The following is a 25,493-nucleotide window of genomic DNA, read 5'->3' on the forward strand; positions in this document are numbered from 1 at the left end:
TGGGGGGGTGTGCGGGGGGGGGGCCCCCCCCGCCGCCCCCCCCCCCCCCCCCCCCCCCACCCCACCCGGTGGCTATCCTGCGACCCCGAACTTCCCGCCCTCGGCCTTGAGCAGGAGGAATTTCGGCACGGTACGGGTGCCGTCGGCGTTGAAGGCGATCTGCCCCGACAAGCCGGCGTGATCGGTGCCGGCCAGCGCCTTGCGGACGGCCTCGTGATCGATGCTTCCAGCCCGCTTGAACGCGTCGACCGCCACCATCACCGCGTCGTAGGCCTCGGCGCTCGACGGGCCGGGACGAGTGCCGTAGGCGGCCTGGTACCGCTGGGACCAGGTCTCCAGCTCCGGCATGAGCTCCGGGACGAGCAGGGCGGTGCCGTACACGCCACGGCTCTCCGACTCGGTCAGCTCGTCGAGCAGGGGTTTGTCGGCCGAGCCGTCACCGACGACGATCTCGCTGGTGTAGCCCCGCGCCCGGAGATCCTTGATCAGTTGATTCGCCTCAGCGTAGTAGCCGGTGTAGTAGACGATGTCGGTCTTCGCATCGATGATCGACTGGGCGATCCGCTGGTAGTTGGTGGCACCCTGACTCAGCTTGAGTTCGTTCACCACCGTCAGCGCGCCCGTGCTCCGGGCCCGGGCGGCGGTGGACTCGGCCAGCGTGATCGGGAAGCTGGTGCCGTCGTGGACGACCGACAGACGGGTCCCGCCCAGACGTTTCATCCAGTCGACGGCGAAATGCGCCTCGGCCATGACCGTCCCGCAGATCAGGAACACGCTGTCGTAGCGGGGCTCGATCAGGTCGGTCGAGTTGGCCTGGGCGATGATCATCGGGATGCCGGCGTCCCGGAAGATCTTCAGAGTGGGCACGACCGCGCTGCTGCAGTAGCCGCCGACGGACAGCGCCACGTCCTTCTTGATCACGGTCTGCGCGGCCATGACCGCGGTGCCCGGATCACACGCGTCGTCCTCGGCCACCAGTTCGATCTGCCGGCCGAGCACCCCACCGGCGGCGTTGACCTCGTTGATCGCGAGTTTGGCGCCGTTGACCATGGCCTCGCCCGAGTGACTGCTGCGGCCCGTCAGCGGAAGCAGGCTGGCCAGCCGGATGACGCCCGAGGCCGAGGACGCGGCCGGCTGCGGGGTGTCCGCCGCCGCGCAGGCGGACGGCACGCTCAGCAACACCGCCACGGCGGCTACGGCGATCGGTCTGAGGCCACGCACCGGCAACTCCGTTCACTGGGCTCGTTGATCCGATCGACGCCTCCGGCTCGAAGCTGAACCGGTTTCCTTGATCTGATAGCCAGGCTGCCGAAACAGTGAGTGTGTGGGGGCGGATTCGAGAGCGTGGCCGGAGCCTGCTGATCACGGTGTCGCTGGCCGTCGTTCTGCTGGCCCTCGCCGGGTACGTGCTGCTGGGCGCCGTCAACACCACCCGCGCCACCGAGCAGCAGAGTGCGGCGCTGGTGGTGGACATGAAGTTCACCGAGGCGCGGATCGCCGTCGCGATGCAGGAGGTGAACCTCCGGCACTACCAGGTCGAGCCGTCGGTCGCCGTGCGGAGCAGATTCGAGCGGGTGGCGGACAACGCCGAACGGAACCTCACGGAGATCACCGGATCGGCCGACGAGCAGACCCGGCAGGACGCGCAACGCCTGCTGGCCGGCCAACTCGCCTATCGCCGACTCGCCGAGCAACTGATCGCGAAGGTCGCGGACAGCGATCCGGACTTCATGCAGTTCGACCGGCTCCAGGTGACGCCGACCTTCTACGCGCTGCAGAACGACGTGGACGAGGCGTCACGCTCGTACCACGAGTACGCCCAGAAACAGGTGACCCTGCTGGGCGACGCCCAGGGGCGGCTCCTGGTGGGCAGCACGATCGGGTTCGCCGTGGGCCTGACCCTGGTCGCGATGATCATGCAAATGGTCCTCGGGTACCAGCGCCGGCTCGTCGCCCAGGCGGCGCACAGCCGGCATCAGGCCCTGCACGATCCGCTCACCGGCCTGCCCAACCGCGCGCTGTTCCAACAGGAGCTGCAGGACGCCCTGGCCAGGGCAGAGCGCGACGGCGGCCAGATGGCAATGATGATCATCGACTTGGACGGGTTCAAAGCCGTCAACGACACCATCGGCCATCACGCCGGCGACCAGGTGCTGATCGAGTCCGGGCGGCGCCTGTCCGAACACGTCGCCGAACCGGGAGTCGTCGCCCGTCTCGGCGGCGACGAGTTCGCGGTGCTGCTTCCGCGGGTGACCGGCCCGTCCGAGGCCACGGCCCTCGCCGAGCGGCTCGTCGGGGAACTGCGCCGCGACTTCATGTTCGACGACCAGCCGGCCGCTGTCGGCGGCAGCCTGGGCCTCGCCCTCAGCCCGGCGCACGGCCCCGGCGATCCGGACGAGCTGCTCCGGCACGCCGACACGGCGATGTACCGCGCGAAACGGCGCGGCGGCGGCGTCGCGGTGTACGACCCGGGCACCGACGTCGAGGAGCAGGACGACCGGATGCTGCTGTTCGCGGAGCTGCGCGTCCTGCTCGAAACCGGCGATCCGGACGGCCAGCTCCAGATGCACTACCAGCCCCAGGTGCGGCTGCGCGACGGCAAGGTCACCTCGGTCGAGGCGCTCGTGCGCTGGCACCACCCCGCCCGCGGCATCGTGATGCCGGCCGTCCTGCTCCCGGTGGCCGAGCGGGGCGGACTGGAGGTCGCGCTGACCTACCACCTGCTGGGCGTGGCCGCACGTGAGGCATCGGGCTGGCTGCGGTCCGGGTGGCGATGCCGGTTGTCGTTCAATGTGTCGCCGGGCGCTCTCAGCGACGACGACTTCGCCGAGACCGTGCTCTCGACGATCGGCCGGGAAGGGCTTCCGGCCGATCTGCTGCGCCTGGAACTGACCGAGGCCGGGATCACGGCGGACTCCGGAGCCGCGCTGCGCACACTGCGCCGGGTCAGCGAGAGCGGCGTCACCGTGTCGGTCGACGACTTCGGCACCGGCTTCAGTTCCCTGGTGCAACTGCGCGATCTCCCGGCCGACGAACTGAAGATCGACCAGACCTTCGTCCGGAATCTGACGGAGGGCACGCCGGACGCGGTCATGGTCCGCAGCTCCACCGACCTCGGCCACAACCTCGGCCTTCAGGTGGTCGCCGAGGGCGTGGAGGACATCACGACGCTGGTTCGCCTGTGGGAGATGACCTGCGACTACGCCCAGGGATACGTGCTGAGCCGGCCGGTTCCCGCCGGCGAGCTGACCACGGCCTGCCGTGCCGCCGAGGCCATCGCCGCCGAGGCGATCGGCTACGCCCGTTCCGCCGCGCCGGACGGCGTTCCGGACCGCGTGTGACGCCGCGGCCGGGACGTCCGCCCGATGCCGGGCCCCTGACGCGCCGGGCCTCAAGCCGCGCCGGGCCTCAGTCCAGGTCGGGCCTCAGGCCGGGTCGGCGTCGGCGGCCTCGTCAGCCTGCCGGCGGCGCTGGAGGCGCCGCTCCTCGAGCCTGCGCCACCGGTTGTAGACCTCGACGGCCGCCTCGACCGGTTCCGGCGCACGGCCGGCCTTCCACTGGCGGGGCAGGAACGACTCGGCGCCCAGCCACAGCAGTTCGCTCATGGGAACCGTGCCGCCGTGCATCCGCATCAGTTCCTCGGCCACCTGGACAGCGTGGTCGCTGCGGCGCCACGACTCCAGCACGGAACTGCCGTTCAGCAACGCCTCGTGATCGTCAGGATGCAGGTCCATGTGCGGACAACCCTTCGCAGAGTCGGGGAAATCCCAGTTCAGAACCCCTGGAGTGGGACACTCTCGCGGCGCCCGCCATTCCTGTCAAGATTACAGGGTGTAATCGACGGCAAAGATCACGAGCACCTCCGACGATGCACGACATATCGGTCACCTCACCCTCGTCGCTCCGGTTGCCGATTGATTCCCTCATATCCCGCCATGAACGGTCGATATATCCGAAGTGTTGAGGAGTGGATCGATCCGGCAGGACCCGCTGGTGGCCGTGGCCCTGGCGTGGACCCTGCTCGGCGCCACCCTGCTGTTCCTCCTCGACGGTCGGGCCGACGCCCAGGTCAATGTGTTCTGGGCGTTCCAGCCGCCGCTGGACGCGCTGCTGGCGTACTCGTCATGGCGGATCTCCCGCATCGCGACCGGTCCGATCCGGCGGTTCTGGCGGATGCTGACCGTCGCCGGGATCCTCTTCACCGTCGGCGACACGATCCAGACGGCCGTCTCGTTCGTGCAGCCGGGCCAGTGGTCCACCCATGGCGGCGCCGCGCAGTCCATCGGATTCGTGATCGGGCTCGGCCTGATCGTCGTCGCCATGCTGATCCACCCGCACGCGGGGCGCAGCGGCACGGAGCGCCTGGCGTTCTGGCTGGACTCGGCGACCGTGCTGGTCGGCGGAGCCGTCGTGGCCTGGGGCTTCGCGATCAACACGGAGGACAGCGAGACCAACCTGATCGGGGCGCTGGCCGGCGCGGCGGTCGTGCTCACCGCGGCGTTCGCGGCGGTGAAGATGATCCTCAGCGGCAACGCGCCGATGCACCGCCACGCCGCTGTCACGATGATCATGGCGGCCATCGCGAACGCAGTTGGCGTGTTCGCCGCGCCGGACGCCGACGGACCGCTGCCGGCCCACGTCTACGCGCTCCGTCTGCTGCCGTCCTTGCTGGTCGCTCTGGGCCCGCGGATCCAGGAGATCATCGCCGGGTTCGACGAGACCCCGTTCGGGGCACGGCGCCGCAAGCCGTACAGCCTGCTGCCGTACGGCTCGATCGCCGTCGTCTTCATCGCGCTGATCGTCTTGTTGCGGCAGAGCGAGAACCGCGACGCCCGACTGTGGGGCACCGTCGGCGGGCTCGGCGTCATCGTGGTCCTCGTCGTCGCCCGGCAGTTGCTCGCCTTCCACGACAACAAGCGCCTCATCGCCCAGCTCGACACCACCCTCACCGAACTCCGCGAACACGAGACCCGGCTGCGGCGCCAAGCGCTCTTCGACGACCTGACCGGACTGGCGAACCGCACCCACTTCCGCGAAGAGGTCGACGCCTCCATGGCCGGAGCCCCGCCGGGAACCGTCTCGGTGCTGCTCATCGACCTGGACGGGTTCAAAGCGGTCAACGACACCCTGGGGCACGCCGCCGGGGACGCCCTGCTCGCCGGCGTGGCCGAGAAGATGCGCGGCGCGGTCCGCTCCGGGGACCTGCCGGCGCGGCTCGGCGGCGACGAGTTCGCGGTGCTGCTGCGCGACTGCGACGCCCGGGACGCGGAACGGACCGCGCAGCGGATCCTGCAGGCGATGACCGTACCCATCATGATCGACGGCGCGCCGGTGCGGGCCAGCGCCAGTATCGGGGTCGCCTCCACCGAGGAGGACGACGACCTGCGGTCCCTGCTGCACGCCGCGGACACCGCCATGTACGCGGCCAAGCACGAGGGCAAGGGCACCTGGATGCGGTACGACCACAGCATGCTGCCCGCCTGAGGCCTCCCCTTCCCCCTCGGCGGCCCTCCGCGGTGACGGCGGGAACGCCGCCACCCGGCCCCGCGCATCCCGCCGGCCTTGTGGCCCGCACCGGATTTCGGGCCGGCCACAGTCGAATGCTTGCGCCGGAATCCAGCTCGCGGACCTGGCTTGCACCGTTGGCGGTGTCGTGGATTTACGGAATGACGCCGCCCGGCCGGCAGCGCTCAATGACTGAACTCCACTCGCCGGCAATGGCATCATCCTTCGTTATCAGACCGCTGGCGGTGCGCATTCTTCAGGCACTTCCAGCATTCGCGTGAGCGTACACACCGCCGAAGTCCCGGTTGTCGAAGTCGGAGCCCTTCAGCGGGCCACAACGAGGGCGTTGTGTATGTCTAGATCAGCATATTCCGACATAGAGCACTTATAGCGCAAAGTGTGAGCGCTCACAATTCGACACCGGAAACTTGGCCGCACATGTTGACTGTGCTCAATCCGACTCGTAGTTTACTGATCGTTGACCCGGTCGAAATATTTGTGTACTCAGAGAGCCGCGGTCGCGGGGGATCCATGCGGGTTTTCATTGTCGCCACCATTTTCTTGATCATCGGCGTCCTCGTCGTGTCATTGGTAAGCAAGTCACGCACCCGGGCCGGATTCGCCACGTTCGCCGGAGCGATCGCCGAGATGGGGCTGGTCTCGGTGCGAGGGGCCCGCCCGGCCGCCGCACTGTCCATCGCGGCCGAGTTCGTCGTGCTCGCCCTTCTGGCCTGGCCCGCCGGCGCCGTGCCAGGGCTGGCCGCGGCCACCGTGCTCTTCGCCGGGTTCACGATCGCGCTCACCGTGGCGGTGCGACGCGGCTCGAACGCCGGTTGCCACTGCTTCGGAGCGTCGAGCTCACCGGTGGCACGGCGCCACGTGTTCCGCGCGGCGGGCCTGTGCGCCGTCTCCGCCGCCGCGTTCGGCGCCGCGGCCGTCTCCTCCGCCGTACCGCTCGCCGGGATCGGCGCCGCGCAGGCGCTGATCGCGGTCGCGGTCGCCGGCATCGGGGTGGCGGCACTGGTCTGGCTCGACGTTCTCGCCTGGCTCCTCCGGGGCCCGGCCTCCACCCGAGTGTCCCGATCACGGATGTGAAGAGGAGACGCACCATGGTTTTTCTGTCCGTCGCGGTTGTCATCCTGACAGCGCTGGTCCTCATCGACCTGGTCCTGACCGGGGCGGTGATCCGGCAGCTGCGGGACACCGAGAAACAACTCGTCGAGATGAACACGCCACCGGACACCGGGATGGCCCCCGGTGAGCTCATGCCCGAATTCGTGTCGCCGGACAGTGACCTCTCCCGAACCGACCTGGCCGGAAAGCGGACCCTGGTCGCCTTCTTCTCCACCGGATGCCGGCACTGCCCGGCGCAGGCCGAGCGGCTGGCGGAACGCGCCGACGAGATCGCCGGCCGGGGCATCACCGTGGTCAGCGTCCTCGGCGTCTCCGAAGGCGACACCGAGGAACTGTCGCCGCTGCTGCGCAAGGCCGGACGACTCATCACCGAGAACGGGTCCGGGGAGGTCGCGGGCGCGTTCCGGGCCTTCTCCACACCCACGTTGCTCGTCTTCGGCGAGGACGGCGTGCTGGTCGCCAACGGACACAGCCTCGACGAGGTTTTGGGCGGCAGATGAGCCGGCAGAGCCGCATTCCGGATGTCCGCCGTGCCGCGGCGTTGATCCGCCGGGCGTTCGGCATCTATGTGGGCGCCGCGCCCGGGGCCGCGGTGATCAGCGTCGTTCTCATGGTCGAGGGCGGCCTGGCGCCGGTCGCGGCCGCCTGGTTCATCCGGGCGATCGTCGGAGGGCTCACCACTCACGACAGCACGGAGATCGTCATCGGGGTGGCCGGCTTCGGCGCGCTGGGACTGCTCTCACCCGTCGTGTCACACCTGTCGCAATACCTGCAACGGGAGACGGACCGGCGGGTGGTGGCGCGTACCCAGGTCGAACTCTTCACCGCGGTGTCCGCCCATCCGGGGCTCGCCGAACTCGAGGACAGCACGTTCCATGACCGGCTGCGCCTGGCCAACGAGGCGAGCAGGTACGCGCCGACGCAGCTCAGCACCATGATCATCGGCGTCGGACAGGAGCTGATCACCATCAGCACGTTCGCCGTCACCCTGCTGCTCTGGTCCGGCCCCGTCGCGGCGCTCGTGTTCCTGGCCGCCGCGCCCACCTTCGTGGCCCAGATCCGGCTGGCCCGGCTGCGCGGCGAGATGATGGAGAGAACCGCGCCGATGCTGCGGCGGCAGGCGTTCTATGCGGCGCTGCTGCTCGACATGCGCGCCGCCAAGGAGATCCGGCTGTTCGGGCTCGGCGCGTTCTTCCGTACCCGGATGATGCGCGAGCTGCGCGCGGCACAGTCCGGGGAACGCCGGCAGGACCGGCTGGCCCTGTGGGTGGACAGCTCGCTCGCGGTCCTGACCGGTGTCGTGTCACTGATCGCGCTGGCGGTGTTCGTGCGCCAGGTGTTCGACGGGCGCGGGACGGTCGCCGATCTGATCGTGGTGATCGCCGCGCTCAGCGCCGTACAGATGTCGGTCTCCGGCCTGGTCCAGCAAGTGGCATCGGCGGGTGAGACCTTGATGATGTTCGCCCACTATGTCGAGGTGACCGCGGTGATCCGGCCCGGCGGCGCGTCGCCGTTGCCGGCGGCGCCGCCGCTGCGCCACGGCCTGGAACTGGACGACGTCTGGTTCCGCTATACCCCGGATCATGACTGGGTGCTGCGTGGCGTGACGTTGCGGATCCCGCACGGCACGTCCCTGGCCCTCGTCGGCGACAATGGCGCGGGCAAGTCGACACTGGTCAAACTGATCTGCGGGTTCTACCCGCCGACCCGGGGCGTCATCCGCTGGGACGGTGTGGACATCACCGGCTACGACCCGGCGTCACTACGGGCCCGGCTCGCGGCGACCTTCCAGGACTTCATGGCCTACGAGTTCTCGGCACACGACAACATCGCCGTGGGTGACGTCGGCTCGGCCGACGATCGTGACCGGGTCGCGCGGGCGGCGGCGAACGCCGGCATGGACACGGTCCTGCGTGACCTGCCTCGCGGGTACGACACGTTGCTGACCCGGGCCTTCCACGACGAGACAGCCGACTCCGCCGGTGTCGTGCTCTCCGGCGGCCAGTGGCAGCGGCTGGCGTTGGCCCGGGCGTGCCTGCGCGAGCGCGCCGACCTGCTGATCCTGGACGAACCGTCGTCCGGCCTCGACGTGGAGGCCGAACACGAGATCCACCGCGGGCTGACGTCATTGCGCCGGGACCGCACCAGCCTGCTCATCTCGCATCGCCTGAACACCGTCCGCGACGCGGATCTGATCGTGGTGCTCCAGGACGGCGCCGTCGCCGAGCAGGGCACCCACGCCGCACTGATGACGGCGGGCGGCCGCTACGCCCAGCTGTTCCGGCTGCAGGCCTCCGGGTACGACGACGCGCTGGTCACCGGGGCGACGCCATGACCGCGACATCGCCCGAGGTCCGGGTGTCACTGCTCGGCCCGCTCGAGGTCACCGTGGCGGGCCGTCCGATGGCGGTCGGCGGGCCCGGGCGACGGGCCCTGCTCGCCGCGCTCGGCCTCGGTCTCGGCACCACGCTCAGCGTGCCCGAACTGCTCGAAGCCGTCTGGGACGACCGGCCGCCGATGACCGCGACCACGAAACTGCAGGGCCACGTCTGCGCGTTGCGGCAGAGCCTGGCCCGGCTGGGCGGCCCGGAGGCCGCCCACACCATTCAGACCAAACCTCCGGGGTACGTGTTGTGCCGGCACCGGGCGACCACGGACCTCGTCGGGTTCGACGATCTGATCCGGCGAGCGCGGGAGACGCGGCTCCCCGATCAGGCCGCCCACCGGGCGGAACTGCTGACCACGGCCCTCGGCGGGTGGCGTGGGCCGTCCGCGTGCTCCGACATCCGGTCGTCGTGGATGAACCGGATGTCGAACTCGCTCGACGAACGGCGATGGCGTGCCATGGAGGACCTCGCCGAGGCCCAGCTGCTGCTCGGCGAGCATCACACCGTCATCGACGCCATGGAGGCCATGGTGCGCAGGACGCCGTACCGGGAACGCGCCTGGGAGCATCTGATGGTGGCCCACCTCAACCGCGGGGACGTCGCCGCGGCGGTGGCCGTGCACCACCGGTTGTGCCGGACCCTGGTGACCGGCCTCGGCGTGACACCCGGCCCGCGGATCGCCCGGCTGCTCGACGAGATCCTCGGCCGGAGACCGGTAGCGCGACGTTAGCGGTTCGTAAGCCGGAGCGGACAGGCTGCATCCACGAGTCCACCCCCAGGGAAAGAGGACTGTCATGACCAAGACGATCGCCCGGCTGGGCGACCGGATGCTGACCGCCATCCTGCCGAAGGCCAAGGCGTCCGCCTGCTCCAACTGCCAGTACGCGGGTCAGGGATGCGGCGGCCCGTTCTGTTACTACTACTACTCCCGCTACGTCAGCGGGCAGTGGCGCTGCTACACCATGCAGACGCGGGACTGCACCCGGCACCCGCTCAGCTCCCGCCCGGGTTGCTGCTGACCCGGACCCCACATGGCCGGCCCGTTCGGGCCGGCCATGGCGCATGTCCGGCCCGAGAACGAGAAAGCGAGAACGACGGATGCTGCGGATGGTCACGGCACAGTGGCGGGTGCGCAAACGCCGGTCACTGGCACTGCTGTCGATGATCGCGACCGCGGTGACCGCGTTCACCCTGCTGACCGGCGCCGCGGTGACGTCCCGGCTGGACACCGTCGGCGCGGTCGAGGCGAACTTCCGGCCCGCCTACGACATCCTGGTACGCCCGAAGGGTTCGGTGCTGCCGCTGGAGCTGCAGCGCAACCTGGTGCAGTCGGGGCAACTGGCCGGCATGCGCGGCGGCATCACCACCGAACAGTGGCGGCAGATCCAGGACCAGCCCGGGGTGTCGGTGGCCGCTCCGGTGTCGATGATCGGCTACGTGATGCGTACCGTCCCGGTCACCGTCGATCTGGCCGGCCTGGTGGATCCGGAGGCGGAACGCCAGATGCTGCGTGTGCAGCCGGCCTGGCGGACCGACTCCGGCCTCAGCCGGATCCCGGACGGCGCCCGATACCTGTACGCCACCCGCAACCGCATCGACAGCCCGCGCACGGACGTTCCGGGCAGCGCCGGCCGCGAACTGATCCCGGAGGAGGTCGACGGGGACGGTGGCCGTACCAAGGTCTGCCCGGGGGTCCCGTTCATCCGCGACGGCGAGCAGATCGACCCGACCGAACTGCGCGGGCGTACGTCCGTGACCTGCACCGGAGGCCCCGGCTCGACCGACGGTTCGGGCCGGGCGACCGCACCCGAGGTGACCCTGGTGTGGTCCATCCCCTTCCTCTTCGCGGCCGTGGACCCCGCATCCGAGGCAGCGCTCGCGGGACTGGACCAGGCGGTCAGCGCCGGGCGATACTTCCAGGCCGCCGAACAACCCGGCGCCGGGCGTCTGGACCAGATGGCCTACCCGTACGCGACACTGCCGGTGCTGCTCGCCGACCGGGCACAGACCGACGCGACGCTGGAACTCGACATCCAGCGCATGGACCCGGCCGCGGTGGACGCGTTGCGCGGGCTGCGACCGCACAACGACGACCGGCCGCTGCGGGCCCGGCTCGACAAGCAGACCGGGCAGTCGGTGGACCAGCGCACGATCCGGATCGACGTGCCCTACCGCGATCTGGTCGAGCGGATGCGCAACCCCACGACGGCGGGCACCACCTTCGACGGATCCGACGGATGGGCGAACACCTTGTGGCTCGACCAGTTCTGGACCGTCGGCCCCGTCCACGCGGTCCCCGAGGGCGACGGCCGGAAAGCCGAGACCGTCACCTACGACCGCAAGACCTGGGGTACCGGCGATGAGAGCGGCACCGCGATCGCGGTGCCGATGGAGTTCGCCGACGAGGCGGTCCGCGACGACATCGCCGCCCACGTCAACGACACCCGCGAGCACGACGTGCAGAGCGGCGTGAACATGCCGGACGTGGCGCTGAACGCGGTCGGCACGTTCGACCCGGCGAAAGTGCAGCTGGGCGGGGCACTGTCGGCGGTGCCGATGGACACCTACCACCAGCCCGGCGCGGCCGGCGCCGACGAGGCGTCCCGGAAGGCGCTCGGCGGCGGCAGACTGGAACCGAACGCCAACGTGATGGGGCTGCTCTCCCAGCCACCGCTGATGCTGACCACGATGGAGGCCGCGCAGAAGATCTTCGGGCCGAACGGTTACCGGACCGAGCCGCCCTACCCCGAACTGGACCTCAACCGGGCGGCGCCGATCAGCATGGTGCGGGTGCGGCTGGACGGCGCGGTCGGCATCGACGCCACCTCCCGGGAACGGGTCCGGTCGATCGCGCAGCAGATCGCCGAGCGCACCGGCCTCCAGGTCGACATCACACTGGGCTCCTCGCCCACCGCGGTACCCGTGCGCTACCCGGCCGGAAAGTTCGGCCGCCCCGAGCTCGTGCTCGGCGAGCCGTGGGTCAAGAAGGGCGTCGCCGCGGTCCTGGTGCAGGCCGCCGACCGCAAGAGCGTCCTGCTCTCCGGCCTGGTGCTGGCGGTCTGTGCCCTGGCCGTGCTCAACGCCAGCCGCGCCGCCGTCCGGTCACGCCGCACCGAACTCGGCGTTCTCGCCTGTGTGGGCTGGAAGAGACGACATCTGGTGGCGTTGCTGGCCGGGGAGATGGCCGCGATCGGACTGGCCGCCGGGCTGGTGGGCACTCTGCTGGCCGTACCCCTGGCCTGGCTCTTCGCTCTGACCCTGAGCTGGGCGCACCTGTTGCTGACGATCCCGGCGGCGGTGCTGGTCGCCCTGGTCGCCGGAGGGTGGCCGGCGTGGCGGGCGGCACGCCCGGACCCCGCCGCGGCGGTCCGGCCGGCGGTCTCGGCCCGCGCCACCCGGATGCGCGCGCCCCGCGGCGTGACCGGACTGGCGTTGGCGAACCTGGCTCGCACGCCCGGCCGGACGCTGCTGGGGGCGGCGAGCCTGCTCATCGGAGTCGCGGCGCTGACGATGCTGCTGGCGATCACGTTCGCGTTCCGGGGCGCCGCCACCGGCACCCTGCTGGGTGAGGCGATCACCTTGCAGGCACGAACCGTCGACTACCTGGCGGTGTCGGTCACCATCGTGCTCGGGATCGTGTCGGTGGCCGACGTGCTCTACCTGAACATCGCCGAACGGGCGCCCCAACTGGCGCTGTTCACGGCGGTCGGATGGACCGACCGGATCCTCAACCGGCTGATCACTACCGAGGCGCTGGGCATGGGACTGCTCGGCGGTGTCCTCGGCGCCGCGCTGGGCCTGGCCGGCGCGGCGCTGTTCGCCGGCCGGGTGACGCCCGCTCTGCTGTGGTGCGCGGGCGGCGCGCTGGCCGTCGGCGTCGTGATCGCGGTCCTCGCCGTCATCGTGCCGATCGTGATGCTGCGCAAACTTCCCACCGCCCAGCTTCTCGCCCAGGAATGACGGGATCCGATGACTGATCCGATCGTGCGCACAGTCGAGGCGTGCAAGACCTTCCCGATGCCCGACGGCGGCAGGCTCGCCGCCGTCGACGGCGTCAGCCTCGAGATCGCGGCCGGCACGGCGGTGTCGCTGACCGGCCCGAGCGGCTCCGGCAAGTCGACGCTGCTGCACCTCATCGGCGCCATCGAACGGCTCGACTCCGGATCGATCATGGTCGCCGGTCAGGACCTCGGGAAGCTGTCGCGCAACGGGCTGGCCGACTACCGGCGCACGATCGGGTTCGTGTTCCAGCGGTTTCACCTGCTTCCGGCGCTGACCGCGCTGGACAACGTGATCGCACCGGTTCTTCCGTTCCGCACCGGCTTCGACAAGCGGGAACGCGCTCGGGAACTGCTGAAGGTGGTCGGGCTGGAGGACCGCTGCGACGCCCTCCCGTCGCACCTGTCGGGGGGTCAGCAGCAGCGTGTCGCCATCGCCCGCGCGCTGATCAACCGGCCGCGCCTGCTGCTGGCCGACGAGCCGACCGGCAACCTGGACTCCCGCAACGGCGCCGCCATCGTGGACCTGCTGCTGACCCTGCGGGACGAGCACGAGGCCACGGTCGTCATCGCCACCCACGATCCCGGCATCGCCGAACGCTGCGACGCCGCGCTGCGCATGCGTGACGGCCGGCTGTCATGAGGGTGTACACCGTCGCCGGCATCGCCGGTCTGGCGGCCGGCGCGGTGCTGGCCGCACGCCGCGGGCTGCTGGTGATCGAGGTCGTCGGCGACAGCATGGACCCCACCTACCACAGCGGCGACCGGCTCCTGGTGCGCCGGAGCCGGCGCGTCCGGCGCGGCCACGTCGTCATCGCACATCACCAGGAAGGCGGCCGGCGAGAAGAACCGGGCGCGGCGTACGTGACGACGTGGCTGGTGAAACGCCTGGTGGCGCTGCCCGGAGATCCGGTGCCCGACGCGGTCAAGCCGGCTGTCGGCGGCAACGGCCACCTCGTACCGGCCGGCATGACCGTCCTGCTCGGTGATCATCCGGGCAGCGCGGACTCGCGCAGCTGGGGTTTCATCCCGCTGTCCGACGTCGCCGGCATCGTCGTGGCCCGCCTCCGGCCGCGTCCCCTCCGTCCGGGGCTCGCCTGACGTACCCGTCACTCGAAAGGGCGGATTCCGGTCACGGTTCGTACATCTGATCTAATCGTCGGGTAGGGTGCGGCCCATGAGCATCGACAGCGGTGCCGACTCCGGTCCGCCTCTGACCCCCCGCCAGCTGCGCATTCTCGCGGTGATCGGGGAGTCGGTGCGGGACCGCGGCTATCCACCCACCGTGCGGGAGATCGGCGCGGCCGTCGGGCTCGTGTCCCCGTCGTCCGTTTCCTATCAGCTCGGCGTGCTGGAGAAGTACGGCCTGATCCGCCGCCAGCCCAACAACTCCCGGGCGGTCGAACTCCGCAAGCCCGCCGCCTCGCCCGTTCTAGCTGGCGACGCGGCGGCCGGCTCCGAGGACACGGCCGGCTCCGAACGGGTGCGTTCCGGGCGGACGGTGACGGTTCCGCTGCTCGGCAGCATCGCGGCCGGCGCGCCGATTCTCGCCGACGAGCATGTGGAGGACTACCTGACGGTCTCGGCCAGCATGGTCGGCGGGGGCACGCTGTTCGCCCTCGACGTCAAGGGCGACTCGATGATCGAGGCGGCGATCTGCGACGGCGACGTGGTCGTGGTCCGCCAGCAGCCCGTCGCGGAGAACGGCGAGATCGTCGCCGCGATGATCGGCGACGAGGCCACGGTCAAGGTCTTCCACCATCGTGACGGCCACCCCGAACTGGTTCCGCGCAATCCGGCCTACCAGCCGATCCCCGCCGGCGAAGCGGTCATCCTCGGCAAGGTCGTCTGCGTCCTCCGCCGCCTCTGACACCGATCGCGGGAGATGCCGCGGGGGCAGCGGCCGCCGTCAATCGCGCGCCGAAGCGTCAGCGGGCGGCGCGCTTGGAGCTCGTGGCGACCAGGGCTTCGGCTCGCGGTGGGGCCGAGCGGATCGACGGGCTCACCGTCGCCGCGATCGCCGCGGCCAGCATCACCGCGGACAGCGTCCACACCGCGCCGATCGGGCCGATCCAGGTCAGCAGCAGGCCGGCGGCCAGGGCAGCCAGCGGCATGACGCCCCAGGTCATGGTGGCGCCCGCGCTCATCACCCGGCCGAGCAGCTCGTTGGGCACCACGACGCCGGCGTAGGTGAAGATCACGACGTTCCAGAGTGGGCCCACGAAGGCACAGAGCGCGCCGATCAGTCCCATCTGCAGCGGGCTGCCAGCCAGCGCCAGCAGCGGGAGCAGGGCCGCCCACACCCAGTTGATGCCGACGAGCACACCACGGAAGGTGAACCGTTGGTGGATGCGGCCGGCCGCGACCGCACCGAGGAGTCCGCCGGCGCCGTAGAGGCCGAACATCACGCCGATGCCGGACGGGGTGGCGCCCCGTGAGCCGGCGAGGACGACCAGGACCAGGGTGAGCGCCTGGAAGACGGCGTTGCTGACGGCGATGAGCACGAGGGACGCCCGGATCAGGTGGTTGCCCCACACGTACCGCAGGCCGGTGGCGGCGGACCGCCACAGTGGCTCGGCCGGGCCGGGCGGGGGTTTCTGCAGGTCGCGGCGCAGGAGCAGCAGCGCGAAAGCGGCGGCGAGGTAGGACAGGCCGTCGACCAGGAACGGGACGGCCCGGTCCAGGCCGAAGAGGAAGCCGCCGAGGGGCGCCCCGGCCAGCGCGGCTCCCCGGCCGCGCGCCTCGTTGTGGGCGATCGCGGTGGCGAGTTGTTCGGCGGGCACGACCATCGGCAGGGCGGCGTCCTCGGCGAGGCCGAAGAAGACGAAGCAGAGGCCTTGAAGGAAGACGACCGCGCACAACTGGGCGATGGTGAGGGCGTCGAACCAGATCGCGAACGGCACCGTGAGCAGGGTCAGGCCGCCGATGATCTCGCTGGCGAGCAGGATGCGGCGGCGGTTCCACCGGTCGACGAGCGGGCCGGCCGGCAGGTTGGCGACCAGGTGCGGACACGTGCCGGCCGCGCCGACCAGCCCGGCGTCGAGCGGTGAGCCGGTGGTGGCGAGCACGAGCAGCGGCGTCGCCGTGGCACTGACCTGCGCCCCGAGGCTGGAGACGACCTGGCCGCTCCAGAGCAGGGTGAAGTCGCGGTTGCGCCAGAGCGAACTCATGACGGCGTGGGGAACGCGTTGAAGAGGACCGTGATGTGCCGGGCGCCGGCGGGCGCCTCGGTGGGGTCGCGGTGCCATCTGGTGGCGAAGGCGACATACTCCTCGCCGAACCGGGCCAGTTCGGCGGCGGTCAGCGTGGTGGAGCCGAACGAGTTCATGGCCGCGGCCGTGAACTCGCCGTAGGAATCCTGGTCGCTCAGGTAGGTGAGCAGTTCCCGCTGTGCCTGCTCGAACCAGAGCCGGCCGAGCTCGTCGGCCGCGGCGGCGATCTCCGGGTCTTCGGTGGCATGCGGGAGGCGCAGGTCGAGCGGGATGGCCTTCCAGTATTTGCGGCGGCCCGCCGAGCGGTCGGTGTCCTCCTCGATGAACCGATAGCGGGCCAGTTGGCGCAGGTGATAGCTGGCGCCGCCGCGGTCGGTGCCGAAGTGGGCGGCGAGGTCGGCGGAGGTGGCCGGCCCGTAACGGTTGAGGTGGGTGAACATCTGCTGGCGCAGGGGGTGGGCCAGGGCTTTGAGCGAGTCGACGTCTGTCAGGTTGCGGCGCATGGATGAGAAGATATCTTTGCATAGACTTCTTCTCATGCTTCTGTCAGTGAGAAGTCAGCACCGGGACGGGCGAGCGGTCAGCGCACGAAGAGCAGGAACAGCCCCGCCCAGGTGCAACCGATCATGAAGAGCACCATCGGCAGCTCATCGGCCAGCACCGCGAGCACCGGCCGCTGCGGGGTCAGCGACCGCGTCAGCGCCAGAGCCCGGTCGTGGGCGACGATCACACCGATCACGTGCCCGGCCAGGATCAACGCGATCTGCGCCCCGGCGATCACCTCGGGGGCCGGCGTCACGTTCCACGGCGCGTCCGAGCCGGCCAGCAGCAGGACACCCCGGGGCGCCTCGACGATCAGCAGCGACAGATAGTGGGCGAGGGTGTAGCCGACCGCGATCGGCACCAGCGACATCGTCACGTCGAGCTTCCCCGCCGTCGCGCGGACCGCCAGCAGGACGAGCGCGCAGATCACCACCAGCCCGGCCGTGTCCACGAGCAGCGAGAGGCCGGCGCCCCGCACGAACCGCGCCCAGACCGGGGACGCCGAAGCGCTGTCGTAGACGGTGGAGCCCCACCAGACCGCGAGGAAGGCCGCGATCCCCGGGACCGCGTCGGTGGCGAGCCGGGAGATCGGCCGCAGCCGCGCGGCCAGACCCGAGTAGACCTCGAAGCAGTCGCCGCGGGCGAACCACTCCTCTCCGCGCAGGGTCGCGAGAACGAGCTGGCTCAGGCCGTACCCCAGGAAGAACAAGCCGACCGCGACCGGATCGCCGCCGTGCGGCGCCACCAGCTCGAACCAGACGAAGACCAGCAGGAACGCCGCTGCCGGCCACGCGGTGGAGCGGCCGGGCGGAAGCGGGCGCAGCCCGCGACGCGGCAGACCCAGCAGGGTGAAGAGCGTGCGCAACGGGTTCACGGCACGCCACACCGGCCCGAACAGCAGGCTGAACGGGACCAGCCCGACCCACAGCCAGACGAACAGGGCGTGCGCGGCCGGGTTCTGCGGGCCGCGCGGCCCGATCAGCGCGTTGCCGGTGAGGTACAGCGTCAGGATCAGCACCGGATACCGCAGCCAGTGGCCGGTGACCGGCGGCGGGGTTCCGGGATCGGTCAGGCGTGGCTCGCGCCACCAGAGCGCCGCGATCAGGAAGGACAGGACGACGGTCGCCGCGCCGGCCTGCAACACGAGGTCGAGCGGCAACGGCAGACCGGACGCACTCCCCACACCGTGCGCCAGCGGAGCCGGTGTGCCGGTGGCGAGGCCGGCCGTCGTCTCCAGCGGCCGTGGACCGGCCGTCACTCCTGGCCCTCGCCGGCTTTCTCCGCCGCGTCGGCCTTCTCCGCCTCGCCGGCCTTCTCCGCCTCGCCGGCCGCCCGCGCGGCGGGTCCGTGCTGCCCGGCCGCGGCTTGCTGAGCCAGGGCTCTCAGCACACCCGCGCCCGCCACCGCGACGCCGGCGCCGAGGCCCAGCGCGAGGACCACCAGGATCCGTTCGACGGCGCCGGGGCCGGCGAACGGGAGCACCGCGCGGTGGAACGAGGTCACGTCCGGCAGCACGAACACCGCGGTCAGGGCCGCTCCCGCACAGACGGCGAGCACTCCGGCGGGCCGCCCGCGCACGGTCGTTACCGCGCCACCGATGATCAGCGGCCAGGCGAGCAGGTTGATGCCGGCCGCGCTGAGGAACGTTCCGGCGAGCGGCGCCGACTCGACGGCCAGGGTGGAACCGGCCACGTGCGCGATCGACGCGGCCGCCGCCACGCTGCCGGCGCCGGCCAGCAGCAGGTCGGCCCGCCGGGCACGCCGCGCCGACAGCAGGATCGCCGCCCCGGTCAGGACCGCAGCCGTCCACCACGCCGCCGCAGACGGGCGTCGCTCCCCCACCAGGACCCCGCTGACGACGACCGCGGCGCCGTTCACGTCCAGCGTGATGGTCCAGGGGACGGCCCGGCCCGCCGGGATCGTTCTGCCGTCGGGTGTGGACCGTTCGTCGATCCAGGTCAGCTCGGCGCCGGGCGGGATCACGGCGGGCGTGGCCGTACCACCGCCCGATGAAACGGTGACCGGCCCGCCGGTGCCGTTGCGCAGCCTCAGGCGTGCGCCGTCCTCGATGGCGGCGATGTCCAGTCCGTCGACCGCCGGGCTCACCGAGATCACCCGTCCCCGGGAGTCGGTGGCGGTCAGACCGCCCGCGTGAGCCGCGGCCGGCCCGCCGGTCAGCATCAGCGTCGCACCGGCCGTGAGCAGCACCAGCAGCATGTGGGCGAGCGCGCGCCGGCCGGCCGGAAGAAGGCCGGCCGGGACGGAGCCGGTGCGGGAAGCGCCCCGCCGGCCGGAGCCGGCCGTCGACGGGCCGCGATGGATCCGGTCGGTCACTCGGGGAGGCGCTGGACGCTGCGGGCGACGAGCACGGTGGCGACGCCGGTGAGGGCGGTGAGAGTGAGAAGCCCGGTGATCATGTGGATGTTGAAGCCGGTGCTCCCCGTGTGGAGCTTGCCGACGAACAGCACCGCACCCCACACGACCGGTGGCGTGAACAGCCCGAACAGCACCCAGCGCGCGTTCGTGGGCAGCTTCACCAGCGGGTTCGCCACGCGCAGCGCCAGCTCGACGGCGACCGCGGCGGCGGCCACGGTCAGGGCCGGCCACCACGGGTCCTCGGAGTCGAACATCAGGTGCATCAGCACGGCGATGACCGAGACCAGCACGGAGGGCAGGCCGATCGGCAGCGGCCAGCGGCGGCCGATCACGATGAACGGCAGGAGCAGGAGGACGGTGCTGAACACGTAGCCGTGGACGAGTTGCGCATCGGACGAGTAGATCGGCACCGGGTCCAGATCGCTGCCGAGGTGGCGGAAGCCGATCGACGAGGCGTGCAGGGTGTAGATGTGCACGGGCAGCACCGAGAACAGCGTCGAGATGCCGACCAGAAAGCCGCCGCCGGCGCCGAGCCGGTCACCCGGGCTCGCCGCGAGCATCAGCGCCGGGCCCATGGCGACCATGGCCATGCCGAGGATGATGAACTCGTGGCTGGGGCTGACGAAGATCTCCATGTCCTGCTCGATGCCCCAGATGTTGTGCCAGAGGGTGTCCACGCCGCCGCCGACGAGCAGGAACGCCATGCCGATCAGGGGGATGCGCAGGGCGTTGGGCAGGGCCAGCACCGACTGGTAGGTGGGGATGCCGGGCAACCGGGACCGCATGACCCAGAGCAGGGTGAACCCGGAGGCGGCGATGCCCGAGTAGAGCACCCCGTGCCATGGGGTCCAGAAGGTCTCCAGCTCGGGCGTGGTGGCGTGGGCATACGCGTCCAGTTGCAGACCGATGACCAGCCAGGCGCTGGCGACGAGCAGGATCCACCGCTCGCGCGGGCTGAACGACATCGGCCCGGTCTCCATCGGCCGCGCCCGTTCCACGGACGTTGTCATGTCTGCTACCCCTCTAGAAGATCTGGCGACCGTAACCTACATCGCCTCCGCCGCACGGCTTGATCGGTTCACCGTACAAAGATGGACCAACCTGGATGGGGGACGTTACCGTCCAGCGGTGCGGCTGCTTCTTGAGTCACCTGCAGGAAAGCGCTTGCCTGAATAGATATTGATTGATTCAATACCCGTTCATGACGATCACTCGGAGAACGCTGCTCCGCGCCACCGTCGGCGGCACGCTCGCCGGAGCCTTCGGAGCCGCCGCTCCCGCCCTCGCCCGCCACCGGCCCACCGTCTTCGTGGCGGGAGACTCGACGGCCGCCACCTACGCGGTCGCCGACCACCCTCGCGCCGGCTGGGGCCAGGCGCTGCCGGTCTTCCTGCGCCACCATGTCCGCGTGGTCAACGAGGCCCTGTCCGGCGCCAGCTCGAAGAGCTTCGCCGACCTGGGGCGGCTCGACCGGATCCTCAGCGCGATCCGCCCCGGTGACGTGCTGCTCGTGTCGTTCGGGCACAACGACTCCAAAGCCGCGGACCCGGCGCGATACACCGAACCGTGGACGACCTTCCCCGACTACCTGCGGCTCTATCTGGACGGAGCCCGGGCCGCCCGCGCACGGCCGATCCTGGTCACCCCGGTCGAACGGCGGCGGTTCACCGCGGACGGAACGCCCTACCTGTCGCACGGCGAATATCCGGACGCCATGCGGGCCCTCGCCACACAGACCCGGACACCGCTGATCGACCTCACCCGGCTGTCGTTCGACCTGTGGGGGACGCTCGGGCCGGAGCGGACCAAGGACCACTTCCTGTGGCTCGACGCCGGAGAGTCGGCCAACTACCCGGACGGGGTCGCCGACAACACGCACTTCCAGGCGCACGGCGCGATCGAGGTGGCCCGGCTCGTGGTGGCGGCCGGGCCGGGGATCCCCGGGCGGGACGAGTGCGCTCTGCGGCGTACCCCGATCTCTGATGATGTGCTGACCTGGCCGGCGACCCGGCCCGCGGAGAGCTGAAGCGGCTGCTCGCAGCCGCCGGTGAGGGACGCCGGCGAGGGGCCGGCGCCGGCGCCCCTCCGGTGTCCTTCCGGCGGGCGAACCCGCCCCTCGTGACCGTCGATCGACGGATAGGGTCGGCGTCATGACTGAGCAGCCCGCAACCCACACCCTCGAGGTTCCCGGCGCCGTCCTCACCTATGACGTGCGCGAGCCGGCGGCGCCGTCGGCCGCGCCGCCGCTGATGCTGATCGGCTCGCCGATGGACGCGAGCGGATTCGTCACCCTCGCCGGCCACTTCACCGATCGGACGGTGATCACCTACGACCCGCGCGGCACCGGCCGCAGCAAACGCACCGACCCCGCACCGGAGAGCACGCCCGAGCAGCACGGCGACGACGTCCGCCGGGTGATCGAAGCCGTCGGCGGCGGCCCGGTGGACCTCTTCGCCAGCAGCGGCGGCGCGGTCAACGCGCTCGCCCTGGTCGCCGCCGACCCCTCCGCGGTGCGCGTCCTCGTCGCACACGAACCGCCCACCGTGACGCTGCTCCCCGAACACGAGGACGCGGTCGCCGCCGTCCGGGGCATCCGCGCGCTCTACGAGCGCTCCGGCGTCGGCCCCGCGATGGTCAAGTTCATCCAGCTCGTCCAGCACAAAGGCCCGATCCCGCCCGGTTTCGCCGACGAGCCCGGCCCCGACCCGGCGTCGTTCGGCCTGCCGTCGGCCGACGACGGCTCCCGCGACGACGTGCTGCTCGGCCAGAACCTGGTGACCTGCTGCCTCTACCAGCCCGACTTCGACGCCCTGCGCACCGCCTCCAGCCGCATCGTCGTGGCTGTCGGCGCGGAGTCACAGGACGAGGTGGCCCACCGCGGCGGCCGGGCCGTCGCCGCCCGGCTCGGCGTGGACCCCACGGTCTACCCGAGCAATCACGCCGGTTTCCTGGGCGGCGAGTACGGCCAGAACGGCGACCCCACCGCCTTCGCCGCCGTCCTCCGCGAGTCCCTCGCCGGGTGACCACGCGCTGAACACCTGTCCGGGCGACCGGCCCAGCCGTAGCCCGGACAGGTCACCACCACCCCGCAACACCCGCCACCTACGGCCGAACGACCCGGCCGACGCGGGAGCGCAGGGCCGGCACCAGGCCACGGGGCAGGAAGAGGACGCAGATCACCAGGACCAGGGCGTAGACGGCGTAGGACAGAACGCTCGGGGCGTAGTCCGGCATGCCGGGCTGGGTGCCGAGCGTGTTCAGCACCTGCACCAGCAGGATGATCACCGTCGCTCCGACGAGCGGGCCGGCGATGGTGCCGAGGCCACCGACGACGGCCATCACCACGTACTCGATGGAGAGCAGCACCGGGAACGAACCCGGCGCCAGATAGCCCAGATAGAAGGCGTAGACGCCGCCGGCCAGCCCGGCGAAGGCGGCCGACAGCGCGAACACCGCGAGCCGGTAACGGCCGACCGCGACGCCGCTGGCGGCGGCCGCCGTCTCGCTGGCGGCCGCGGCGCGCAGCCCGCGGCCGGCCCGGGACTCGATCACGTTGCGCGCGATCAGCACGGCGACGGCGAGGACGAACCAGGCGGCGTACGCGTAACCGAGGTCCTCCCGCAACTCGACGCCGAAGAGGCTGAGCCGTGGGATGCCCTGCAGCCCGATCGCGCCGCCCGCCCAGTCGGCCTGCGCCAACAGCGACAACAGGATCAGTTGCACGGCGAGCGTGGCGAACGCCAGGTGGTGCCCACGGAGCCGGAGCAGTGGCGCGCCGAGCAGCACGGCGGCCGCGGCGGCGATCAGCGGGGCGAGGGCCAGTCCGACCAGCGGCGGCACACCGTGTACGGCCAGCAGACCGGCCGTGTACGCCCCGATCGCATAGAAGGACGCCTGCCCGAGGGAGACCTGTCCCGCGTACCCCATCAGCAGCGAGACCCCGACCGTGACCGTCGCCGCGAGCAGGAGCAGCACGAACGTCGCGAGATGCCGCTCCGGCAGGAGCGGCGGCAGCGCCAGCGTGCCCAGCGCCAGACCGGCGAGAGCCCACCGCCTCCCCCGTCCCGCACGCCTGCGGGCCGGACGGTCCGGCACGGTCCCGGGGTGGGTGCGTTCGGTCATCAGGCTGTCTCCGGGACCGGGCCGGTGCGGGCGGCTTGGATGATCATGACGGTGAGCATCAGCACGAGAGCCACCTCCATCTGGTAGGCGCCGCCCCCGTACCCGGCGGCCAGGGTCTGTGCCACGCCCAGCAGCAGGCCGCCGGCGAGGGCGACCATCGGGCGGGTGAGGCCGCCGAGGACGGCGGCGGCGAAACCGTTGACGATCAGGGTCACGTCGCTGTCGAACGTGACCTGCTGCACCGGGGTGGTCAGCACTCCGGCGAGACCACCGAGGGCGCCGCCGATCGCGAACGCGAGCAGGCCCATCCGGCGCACGTCGATGCCGACCACCTGCGCGGCGTAACGGTTGGAGGCGCACGCGGACAGCGCCCGGCCCAGGTCGGTGCGGGCGAAGAACCACGCCATCACCAGGAAGACGGGGGCGGTGACGGCGAGGATCAGCAGGTAGTGGGCGGGCAGGCGGGCGCCTCCCACCTCGGCGACCCCGGACACGCCCGGGAAGGAACGAGGCTGGTCACCCCAGATCAAGACCTCGACGGCGTACGCGAGAACGCCCAGCCCGAGAGTCACGATGAGCGAGGTTCCGGGGGAGGTGCCGGGGCGCCCGATCGCGATGACCCCGACGATCAGGCCGGCCAGCGCGCCGAGGACCACTCCCCCGACTTCCGCGACACCGTGCGGCAGTCCGGCGCCGAGAAGTGACGAGGTCAGCATGGCGGCGAGGACGGCGAACGCGCCCTGCGCGAAGTTGACCACCCGGGTCACCCGGTAGATCGCCACCAGACCACTGCCGACCAGCGCGAACCCCGCGCCGATCCCGAGCCCGGTGAGCAGGTAGCCGATCAGATCGCTCATCGCGGGACCGCCACGTGGCCGCCCAGGTAGGCGGCGGTCACCCGGGGATCGCGGGACAGCTCGCGAGCGGGGCCGTGCAGGGCGATCCGGCCGGCCTCCAGGACGTAGGCGCGGCGGCACAGGTCGAGGGCCAGGCGGGCGTTCTGTTCGATCAACAGGACGGCCAGGCCACGCTCGGTGTGGAGGAATCTCAGATGGTCGACCAGCGCGGCGACGACGAGCGGGGCCAGTCCGAGGCTCAGTTCGTCGACGACCAGGACGTCGGGGCGCGCCATCAGGGCACGGCCGATCGCGACCATCTGCTGCTGGCCGCCGGAGAGGGCGCCGGCCTTGCGGGCGCGGATCGGGGCCAGGTCGGGAAGCAGGTCGTAGATCGCGGTGGTGTCGCGGCCCTTGCGCCCGTTGCGCCAGCCGCCGAGGCGGAGGTTGTCGTCCACCGACAGGTCGGGGAACATCTCGCGGCCCTCGGGGACCTGGGAGAGCCGGCCCGCCACGGTGATCGTTCCCGATTCCGGGCGGAGCAGGCCGGACAGCACTTTGACCAGGGTGGACTTGCCCGCTCCGTTGGCGCCGATGAGGGCGACCATCTCGTTCTCGTGGACGGTCAGGTCGATGCCGTCCAGGGCGGTGGCGCCGGAGTACCGGACGACCAGGTCTCGCACCTCGATGACGCCGGTCATCCAATGACGCCTTTTTCGGAGTCACGGGGGCCGTCCGGCCGTACGAGATCGGGGTCGCCGGAAGCGGAGGGTCCGAGATAAGCCTCGATCACCGCCTGGTTGGTGCGGATCTCCGCCGGCGTGCCGTCGGCGATGACCCGGCCGAGGTCGAGGACCGTGATGCGGTCGGCGAGGCGCATGACGAAGGCGACGTCGTGTTCGACCAGCAGGATGGTGAGGCCTTCGGCGCGCAGCGCCGTGATCAGGGCGGCGAGGTGTTCGCGTTCGGCGGCGCGCAGGCCGGAGGCCGGTTCGTCGAGCAGGAGCAGCCGGGGCCGGGCGCAGAGCGCGCGGGCCAGTTGGAGCGCCCGCTGCTGGCCGAGCGGCAGTTCACCGGCGGGGCGTTCGGCCCAGTCGGCGATGCCGGTGCGGTCCAGGCAGGCCATCGCCCGGTCGCGGATCTCCCGCTCGGCACGGTGGTGGGCCGGGAGGCGCAGCGCGGCGGCGAGGAAACCCGCGCGGGTGGTGGCATGGGCGCCGACCATGACGTTCTCGCACGCCGTCATGCCGGGGAAGACGCGGGCGGCCTGGAAGACGACGCCGATGCCGCGCCGCGCCCGGCGGTGGGCGGGAAGGGGGGGGGGGGGGGCGCCCCCCCCCCCCCCCCGGGCCCGCGGCGCGCGCGGGCGGGCCCGCCCCA

The 25,493-nt window shown here is 71.3% G+C and carries 24 protein-coding genes; 13 read left to right on the top strand and 11 right to left on the bottom strand.

Going from position 1 to position 25,493, the window contains the following annotated elements:
* Positions 1-72 precede the first annotated feature (72 nt).
* On the bottom strand, positions 73-1,221 hold the full coding sequence (locus QLQ12_RS02330) for a branched-chain amino acid ABC transporter substrate-binding protein (RefSeq protein WP_282756829.1): 1,149 nt from the start codon (positions 1,219-1,221) through the stop codon (positions 73-75).
* A gap of 95 nt (positions 1,222-1,316) precedes the next feature.
* Between QLQ12_RS02330 and QLQ12_RS02335 the strand changes: the two genes are divergently transcribed.
* Entirely contained in the window at positions 1,317-3,341 is a 2,025-nt protein-coding gene (locus QLQ12_RS02335; RefSeq protein WP_282756830.1) for a putative bifunctional diguanylate cyclase/phosphodiesterase, read from the top strand.
* A gap of 84 nt (positions 3,342-3,425) precedes the next feature.
* Here QLQ12_RS02335 and QLQ12_RS02340 read toward each other — a convergent pair whose 3' ends face one another.
* Positions 3,426-3,734, bottom strand: coding sequence for a hypothetical protein (locus QLQ12_RS02340; RefSeq protein ID WP_282756831.1), 309 nt, complete (start codon positions 3,732-3,734; stop codon positions 3,426-3,428).
* A 223-nt stretch (positions 3,735-3,957) separates the two neighbouring features.
* Between QLQ12_RS02340 and QLQ12_RS02345 the strand changes: the two genes are divergently transcribed.
* From QLQ12_RS02345 to lexA, 10 genes are all read left to right on the top strand, one after another.
* Positions 3,958-5,484: a GGDEF domain-containing protein gene (locus QLQ12_RS02345; RefSeq protein ID WP_282756832.1), complete on the top strand. Its 1,527-nt coding sequence runs from the start codon at positions 3,958-3,960 to the stop codon at positions 5,482-5,484.
* A gap of 552 nt (positions 5,485-6,036) precedes the next feature.
* Positions 6,037-6,600, top strand: a complete 564-nt coding sequence (locus QLQ12_RS02350) for a MauE/DoxX family redox-associated membrane protein (RefSeq protein WP_328518249.1) — start codon at positions 6,037-6,039, stop codon at positions 6,598-6,600.
* Between the two features lie 14 nt (positions 6,601-6,614).
* Positions 6,615-7,139, top strand: a complete 525-nt coding sequence (locus QLQ12_RS02355) for a peroxiredoxin family protein (protein WP_282756834.1) — start codon at positions 6,615-6,617, stop codon at positions 7,137-7,139.
* Complete coding sequence (locus QLQ12_RS02360; protein WP_282756835.1) at positions 7,136-8,974, top strand: ABC transporter ATP-binding protein; 1,839 nt, start codon at positions 7,136-7,138, stop codon at positions 8,972-8,974. The genes QLQ12_RS02355 and QLQ12_RS02360 overlap by 4 nt, the downstream gene beginning before the upstream one ends.
* The gene (locus tag QLQ12_RS02365) at positions 8,971-9,756 is read left to right on the top strand and encodes an AfsR/SARP family transcriptional regulator (protein WP_282756836.1); all 786 of its coding nucleotides are present in this window, start codon (positions 8,971-8,973) and stop codon (positions 9,754-9,756) included. Before QLQ12_RS02360 ends, QLQ12_RS02365 begins: the two co-directional genes overlap by 4 nt.
* A 64-nt stretch (positions 9,757-9,820) precedes the next feature.
* Positions 9,821-10,045 (top strand): hypothetical protein, encoded by a 225-nt coding sequence (locus tag QLQ12_RS02370; RefSeq protein ID WP_282756837.1) that lies wholly within the window; start codon positions 9,821-9,823, stop codon positions 10,043-10,045.
* Between the two features lie 88 nt (positions 10,046-10,133).
* Positions 10,134-12,986 (top strand): ABC transporter permease, encoded by a 2,853-nt coding sequence (locus QLQ12_RS02375; protein ID WP_282756838.1) that lies wholly within the window; start codon positions 10,134-10,136, stop codon positions 12,984-12,986.
* 9 nt (positions 12,987-12,995) lie between these two features.
* A complete protein-coding gene (locus QLQ12_RS02380) occupies positions 12,996-13,667 on the top strand; it encodes an ABC transporter ATP-binding protein (protein WP_407651388.1) in 672 nt (223 codons plus the stop codon).
* Entirely contained in the window at positions 13,664-14,125 is a 462-nt protein-coding gene (locus QLQ12_RS02385) for a S26 family signal peptidase (protein ID WP_282756839.1), read from the top strand. Before QLQ12_RS02380 ends, QLQ12_RS02385 begins: the two co-directional genes overlap by 4 nt.
* Before the next feature lie 76 nt (positions 14,126-14,201).
* Positions 14,202-14,894, top strand: coding sequence for a transcriptional repressor LexA (lexA, locus tag QLQ12_RS02390; RefSeq protein WP_282756840.1), 693 nt, complete (start codon positions 14,202-14,204; stop codon positions 14,892-14,894).
* A gap of 58 nt (positions 14,895-14,952) precedes the next feature.
* On the opposite strand, the gene QLQ12_RS02395 is transcribed toward lexA, so the two are convergent.
* The 5 genes from QLQ12_RS02395 to QLQ12_RS02415 all read right to left on the bottom strand — a co-directional run bounded on the left by QLQ12_RS02395 (position 14,953) and on the right by QLQ12_RS02415 (position 20,165).
* Entirely contained in the window at positions 14,953-16,194 is a 1,242-nt protein-coding gene (locus QLQ12_RS02395) for an MFS transporter (protein WP_282756841.1), read from the bottom strand.
* Positions 16,191-16,739, bottom strand: a complete 549-nt coding sequence (locus tag QLQ12_RS02400) for an ArsR/SmtB family transcription factor (RefSeq protein ID WP_282756842.1) — start codon at positions 16,737-16,739, stop codon at positions 16,191-16,193. Before QLQ12_RS02400 ends, QLQ12_RS02395 begins: the two co-directional genes overlap by 4 nt.
* Positions 16,740-16,816: 77 nt before the next feature.
* Positions 16,817-18,037, bottom strand: a complete 1,221-nt coding sequence (locus QLQ12_RS02405; protein WP_282756843.1) for a hypothetical protein — start codon at positions 18,035-18,037, stop codon at positions 16,817-16,819.
* On the bottom strand, positions 18,034-19,113 hold the full coding sequence (locus QLQ12_RS02410; RefSeq protein WP_282756844.1) for a hypothetical protein: 1,080 nt from the start codon (positions 19,111-19,113) through the stop codon (positions 18,034-18,036). Before QLQ12_RS02410 ends, QLQ12_RS02405 begins: the two co-directional genes overlap by 4 nt.
* Positions 19,110-20,165 carry a hypothetical protein gene (locus tag QLQ12_RS02415; protein ID WP_282756845.1) on the bottom strand — a complete coding sequence of 352 codons (1,056 nt, stop codon included), beginning with the start codon at positions 20,163-20,165 and terminating at the stop codon, positions 19,110-19,112. The genes QLQ12_RS02410 and QLQ12_RS02415 overlap by 4 nt, the downstream gene beginning before the upstream one ends.
* Positions 20,166-20,356: 191 nt before the next feature.
* Here QLQ12_RS02415 and QLQ12_RS02420 point away from each other — a divergent pair, with 191 nt between their 5' ends.
* Together QLQ12_RS02420 and QLQ12_RS02425 are read left to right on the top strand one after the other, a co-directional pair.
* Entirely contained in the window at positions 20,357-21,181 is an 825-nt protein-coding gene (locus QLQ12_RS02420) for a rhamnogalacturonan acetylesterase (protein WP_282756846.1), read from the top strand.
* Positions 21,182-21,305: 124 nt separating this feature from the next.
* On the top strand, positions 21,306-22,178 hold the full coding sequence (locus QLQ12_RS02425) for an alpha/beta fold hydrolase (RefSeq protein WP_282756847.1): 873 nt from the start codon (positions 21,306-21,308) through the stop codon (positions 22,176-22,178).
* 79 nt (positions 22,179-22,257) lie between these two features.
* On the opposite strand, the gene QLQ12_RS02430 is transcribed toward QLQ12_RS02425, so the two are convergent.
* The 4 genes from QLQ12_RS02430 to QLQ12_RS02445 all read right to left on the bottom strand — a co-directional run.
* Entirely contained in the window at positions 22,258-23,277 is a 1,020-nt protein-coding gene (locus QLQ12_RS02430) for a branched-chain amino acid ABC transporter permease (protein WP_282756848.1), read from the bottom strand.
* Positions 23,277-24,134: a branched-chain amino acid ABC transporter permease gene (locus QLQ12_RS02435; protein ID WP_282756849.1), complete on the bottom strand. Its 858-nt coding sequence runs from the start codon at positions 24,132-24,134 to the stop codon at positions 23,277-23,279. Before QLQ12_RS02435 ends, QLQ12_RS02430 begins: the two co-directional genes overlap by 1 nt.
* Positions 24,131-24,814, bottom strand: coding sequence for an ABC transporter ATP-binding protein (locus QLQ12_RS02440; protein ID WP_282756850.1), 684 nt, complete (start codon positions 24,812-24,814; stop codon positions 24,131-24,133). The genes QLQ12_RS02435 and QLQ12_RS02440 overlap by 4 nt, the downstream gene beginning before the upstream one ends.
* Positions 24,811-25,493: ABC transporter ATP-binding protein (locus QLQ12_RS02445; protein ID WP_282756851.1), on the bottom strand; the 683-nt coding region annotated here is incomplete at its 5' end. The genes QLQ12_RS02440 and QLQ12_RS02445, both read right to left, overlap by 4 nt.

Origin of the sequence: Actinoplanes sandaracinus (assembly GCF_030009775.1) — a bacterium.
GTDB lineage: Bacteria > Actinomycetota > Actinomycetes > Mycobacteriales > Micromonosporaceae > Actinoplanes > Actinoplanes sandaracinus.